General features: G+C 35.5%; 6 protein-coding genes and 1 pseudogene. 3 read left to right on the forward strand and 4 right to left on the reverse strand.

What is annotated here, in order from left to right; all coding sequences use genetic code 11:
* From miaA to tsaE, 4 genes and pseudogenes are all read right to left on the reverse strand, one after another.
* Window positions 1–870: tRNA (adenosine(37)-N6)-dimethylallyltransferase MiaA (gene miaA, locus A9G30_RS00310; protein ID WP_081295515.1), on the reverse strand; the 870-nt coding region annotated here is incomplete at its 3' end.
* Entirely contained in the window at window positions 867–2,717 is a 1,851-nt protein-coding gene (gene mutL, locus A9G30_RS00315; RefSeq protein WP_065587707.1) for a DNA mismatch repair endonuclease MutL, read from the reverse strand. The genes mutL and miaA, both read right to left, overlap by 4 nt.
* 20 nt (window positions 2,718–2,737) lie before the next feature.
* A pseudogene (locus tag A9G30_RS00320) lies at window positions 2,738–3,442 on the reverse strand (N-acetylmuramoyl-L-alanine amidase); the annotation flags it as partial.
* A gap of 62 nt (window positions 3,443–3,504) precedes the next feature.
* On the reverse strand, window positions 3,505–3,978 hold the full coding sequence (gene tsaE, locus A9G30_RS00325) for a tRNA (adenosine(37)-N6)-threonylcarbamoyltransferase complex ATPase subunit type 1 TsaE (protein WP_065581566.1): 474 nt from the start codon (window positions 3,976–3,978) through the stop codon (window positions 3,505–3,507).
* A 133-nt stretch (window positions 3,979–4,111) separates the two neighbouring features.
* On the opposite strand from tsaE, the gene tusB reads away from it, so the two are divergent.
* The 3 genes from tusB to A9G30_RS00340 form a co-directional block, all read left to right on the forward strand.
* On the forward strand, window positions 4,112–4,393 hold the full coding sequence (tusB, locus tag A9G30_RS00330; protein WP_065581565.1) for a sulfurtransferase complex subunit TusB: 282 nt from the start codon (window positions 4,112–4,114) through the stop codon (window positions 4,391–4,393).
* Window positions 4,394–4,511: 118 nt separating this feature from the next.
* Window positions 4,512–5,075 (forward strand): Sua5/YciO/YrdC/YwlC family protein, encoded by a 564-nt coding sequence (locus A9G30_RS00335; protein ID WP_065581564.1) that lies wholly within the window; start codon window positions 4,512–4,514, stop codon window positions 5,073–5,075.
* Between the two features lie 4 nt (window positions 5,076–5,079).
* Window positions 5,080–5,653: anhydro-N-acetylmuramic acid kinase (locus A9G30_RS00340; RefSeq protein ID WP_141671933.1), on the forward strand; the 574-nt coding region annotated here is incomplete at its 3' end.

Genomic DNA, 5,653 nt, shown 5'->3' on the forward strand with positions numbered 1-5,653 from the left:
TAACCATGTAATAGGTTGCTTCCAACCACGAAGCCAAGTAATTTGTCTTTTCGCTAATTGTCGTGTAGCACAAATACCTTTAAATATCATTTCATCATAACTTATATCACCATTTAAATATTCCCACATTTGCCGATAGCCGACACAACGAATAGCGGGCAAATTTAAATGCAAATCAGATCGTTGCATAAGCGCTTTTACTTCATTCTCAAATCCTTGATCTAACATCTGTAAAAAACGCTGCTCAATACGCTCATGTAATTGTGCCCTATCTTGCGGCATAATAGCGAACTGCATAATATCATATGGCAATGCCTCACCACTTTCTTGTGTAAGCTCAGTTAAACTTTTACCTGAAATTAAATAGACTTCTAAAGCACGATTAAGACGCTGTGGATCATTAGGATGAATTCGTTCAGCCGAAACAGGATCAACTTTTTTTAACTCTTCGTGAATAGCTTGCCAACCTAATTTATTGGCTTTTCCCTCTATTTGTTGACGAATTTCACTATTGGCCGCTGGTAGCGGTGAAAGGCCTTCAATCAAAGCCTTAAAGTAAAGCATTGTTCCACCAACTAACAATGGAATCCGACCTTCTTTTAAGGTTTTTTCAATTTCAACAATGGCATCATGCCTAAAATTTGCTGCTGAGTAGCTCTCTGCTGGATCACAAATATCAATTAGTTTATGCGGGTATTTTTGTTGCTCTTCTTGAGTTGGTTTTGCAGTTCCAATGTTCATGCCACGATAAATAAGTGCAGAATCGACACTAATAATATCAATTGGATAACGATCATAAAGCGCCATAGCAAATGCGGTTTTACCCGATGCCGTTGGCCCCATTAATGAAATAATTTTCGGTTTAGTCATAATAAAATTGATTGAGTTAGAGATTGCATATCTATTGGATATAAAAATGATTCTTGTTGTAACAAATTAATATCTATCTGCTCTAACTGTGCTAATAATTGAATTACCTTAGATCCTCCCCAAACCTCAGTACAACTATCACAGTACTGGTTAGCTAACCAAGCAGCAATTTGAGTTGGATTGAATACTTCCTTTTCAGATGATGAGATAAAACTAATTAAAGCAGGTAAAATTTGTTGCCAGTTCATTGCTCGCAACATTTTAGGCACGTTTTGTAAATACAATTTAGCTTTATCAATATAAAACTCAAAACCTAAAAAATTTAACTGAGGTTGATAAGTAGATACAATTTGTTGCTCTTTATGATTAATTAAAATTGTTAATGGAATAAGCAATTTCTCAGAGTCTTGCGATAATAATTTAATTGCAACAACTTTTTGCTGCGCAATTGGCAATTTCATTAACATGAGTTTTTGTTGATTATCTTCAAACTTTTCAAGCAATGCTATATCGGGCTGAATAACAGTTAACACCCGACCAAATTGTACTAATGATGAGTTATCAAGCTGTTGTTGTAATGATTGTAATGGTATATTTCGCTTAGGAAATAAAGCTTCGATAACCGCTTTTTGTGGCTCAGTTACTTCATGTTCTTCTGTCGATAAAAGCGTTTTTTTCGGCTCCGATTTTTCCACATCTTGAGCAAGATCAACATTCACCAACTGACCATACAACGCATTTTCTTTTGCATAATTGCTTGGTTTTTTCGATAACTGGCTACTTGCTTGATAAATTTTTGGTGCTGTTTGTTGGTTAAAGATATTATCACCAGCTGCTTGCCTATTAGGAGGTATTGTTACTTTTTCTTCCACTTCGGTTAAATTTGACTCAAGCGCCATTACAATAGCTTGATAAACAAAATCATGAACAAGCCTTGCTTCATGAAAACGCACTTCATGCTTAGCTGGATGAACATTAACATCAACTTGTTTTGGATCTATCTGTAAAAACACCACATAGCTTTGTTGTTCATTAGTACGACTGATGTAAGCCTGACGCAGTGCATGATTAAGTAATTTATCTTTGATGACTCGCCCATTAACATAAAAATACTGCAAATCACTACTTTCACTACTGGTGACCCAACCTTGAATGAGTAAATCATCATGCTGCCAATCTAATTTGACAGCTTTTTGCATAAATGCACGCCCCCACACCAATTCGACTCTTTTTTCAAGGGTGGATGAACGATACTGCTTAACCAATTTACCATTATGTTGTAAATTAAAGGTAACATCAGGTCGTGCAAGTGCAATACGCCGAACAAACTCTTCGATATGCATAAACTCAGTTTTTTCTGTTTTTAAAAAACGACGTCTTGCCGGTGTATTATAAAACAGATCAAGGACTTCGACAGTCGATCCTACAGGATGGGCAGCAGGTTTAATGATCGGTTTCATATCACGCCCCTCTGCATAAACTTGCCATGCTTCGGATTGTTCAACAGTACGTGAAGTTAATGTTAATCGAGCCACCGAGCTTATACTTGCAAGCGCTTCCCCACGAAATCCAAGACTAATAATAGCATCTAAATCATCTAATTTACTGATTTTACTTGTCGCATGACGAGCAAGCGCCAGCGCTAATTCATCTTTAGCAATGCCACAACCATTATCACGAATACGGATTAATTTACAGCCACCTTGCTCAAGGTCAATATCAATTTGAGTACTACCCGCATCAAGACTATTTTCAACTAACTCCTTAATAACTGACGCTGGACGTTCTACTACTTCACCTGCAGCAATTTGGTTAGCTAATTGCGGCGATAAAATATGAATTGCCATTAATGCTGTTCTCCAAATTTTGGATTTTGTTTAATATAATTTTTGATGCCTTGATAAATAGCGTTAGCGATTTTCTCTTGGTGGGCATTATTACTTAGTAGTCTTTCTTCATCCTCGTTAGAGATAAAGCCAACTTCAACTAAAATTGATGGAATATCTGGCGAACGTAATACACCTAAACTTGCATGTTCTGGAACAGATTTATGCAATGGTATTGTTCCTTTCATCGCTTTTAAGACTTGCATTGCTAACTGATATCCCACTTGTTGAGAATAAGAAAACTGTAGATCTAATACTGCTTGGCTTAAATGAGGATCATGATCATCACTAAGTGCATCACCAGCACCACCTAGTAATTGAGACTGTTTTTCACCTTTTTCAAGCCAACGCCCTAGCTCTGTATCTGCACGCTGAGTTGACAATACCCAAATTGAAGCCCCCGTTGCATTCCTATTTGGCGCAGCATCAGCATGAACTGAAACTAATAAATTAGCTTTATTTTTACGAGCAATTTCTGAACGTTGCGAGACAGAAATAAAATTATCACTGTCACGAGTCAGTACACCTTTAAAATTAGTATCTTTATTTAATAAGTTGGTCAGTTTTTTAGCAATTGAAAGCGTAACTGCTTTTTCATATAACTTATTTTGTCCTATTGCGCCCGAATCTTTACCGCCATGCCCCGCGTCAACAGCAATCACAACTTTGGTTGCATAAGCAGAGCTACAAAGCAGTACTAACATAAAAAAAATAAGTAGTTTTTTCATTGTCTTTTAATTGTTTATTTTTATTGTGATAAATTAAGAATCACTTGGCCTTTTTCGCTTTTTGCTTGTACACAAGCAGTGCGTTCAAGCGCTAAATAAGCTAAATGAATTTCGAGATCAACATTAGGCAAGATACCGCCTGCTCGCTCAGGCCACTCAATTAAACAAATCGATCGAGAAACAAAATATTCACGAATGCCCATAAACTCTAATTCTTCAGGGTCACAAAGCCGATACAAATCAAAATGATAAACTGAAAAATTATCAAAATGATAGGGTTCTACTAATGTATAAGTTGGGCTTTTTACGTTACCTTTATGGCCTAATTGTTGTAAAAAACCGCGACTAAAAGTTGTTTTTCCTGCGCCAAGATCGCCAATTAAATGGATAACAATTGTATCATCATGCTTAGACAAATAGTTTAAACACTGTTTGGCAAGTTTGCTACCAAACAAAATCGTTTGGTGCTCATTGGTTAAAATAATCGGTTTCATGATGAATTCTTTGCTCAATAATGATCTCTTATTATATACTAATAACCATTAAAGATGTACTAAACAAGATAACCTAGATTTTGTAAAAAACTTACAGGAAAACCTACGTTTCATTGTAAAAATGTGAAAAATAATGTTACATACTATTTCAACAGCAAATCCATTAGCTCTAGATCCACAACAAATATCCGCTCAAGATGCCATATTATTTTGGCAAAATGGGGTTGTTCTAGCTATCAAAAACAACCCATTATTAAATGATATTATCAGTAAAACGACGCATTGTTATATCATCAACAGCGATATTCAAGCTCGTGGGCTAAATGATATTATCGATTCAAGGCTTAAAATTATCAATATGCAACAAGTTGTTGAACTAACTGCTAGCTATTTCCCACAGATAAATTGGGAATAACAACAGCACATTAAGCTTACCATTAGCGGTGTTTAAAAACTAAATAATACCCATTTGCCAAACCTAAAACTGAGGTTTAATATAAATATTAACTGTAATCTGATTGTATTTAAATTTAATGGCTAATTTATTAACGCTATCGCAAATCAATAATTGTTTAAAAAATGGTGAGGTGATTGCTTACCCAACTGAAGCTGTTTTTGGTCTAGGCTGTGATCCCAATTGCGAATCAGCGGTATTAAAACTATTACAACTAAAACAGCGATCAATAGATAAGGGGTTGATTCTAATTGCTAGCCATTACCAACAACTAATACCTTATATAGATGAATCAACTATCACCAACGAACAAAAAAAGTTAGCCCTTACTAATTGGTCTGAGCCCATTACTTGGGTTTTCCCTAAAAATAAAAATACACCATATTTTTTGACCGGTAAATTCGATTCTATTGCTATACGGGTCACAAATCATCCTGTCGTTTGTAAACTTTGTGATCTTTATGGCAAACCAATAGTTTCAACTAGTGCTAACATTTCTGCTCATCCTCCTTGTAAAACAGCTATCGAAGTTGCCAAACAGTTTGGTCCAGATTTCCCTATTTTAGATGGTGAAACAGGTCACCGTTCACAGCCATCACAAATAAAAGACATTAAAACAGGTCAAATTTTTCGGCAAGGATAACGTTATGCAAAATTTATATATAGGTGTGATGTCCGGTACCAGCATGGATGGAATTGATATAGCTTTAGTGAATATTACCGAAAAAAAAGTTAAATCAATAGCAAGTGCATGCTATCCAATACCCAGCAATTTAAAACAGCATTTACTAACATTGTGTGAAACCAAGCAAACCTCATTACAAAATTTAGGTGAAATAGATCACAAGCTTGGTAAACTTTTTGCCAATAGTATAAATAACTTTTTAGAAAATAATAAGATAGATAAAAAACAAATTAAAGCCATTGGCTGTCATGGACAAACAATTTATCATGCACCAAACAGTAACAATCCATTTACCCTACAAATTGGCGATGCCAATATTATTGCCGCAAAAACAGGCATTACGACTATTGCTGATTTTCGCCGTAAAGATATGGCTTATGGTGGGCAAGGCGCACCACTCGTTCCAGCTTTCCATAAAGCTATATTGCAAAATAAACATATAAATCGCGTAATATTAAATATAGGCGGAATAAGTAATATTTCAGTACTAATTCCTAATCATACAGTTATTGGATATGACACAGGCCCAGGTAATG

This window comes from Gilliamella sp. Fer4-1, assembly GCF_001690515.1.
GTDB classification, from domain to species: Bacteria; Pseudomonadota; Gammaproteobacteria; order Enterobacterales; family Orbaceae; genus Gilliamella; species Gilliamella apicola_C.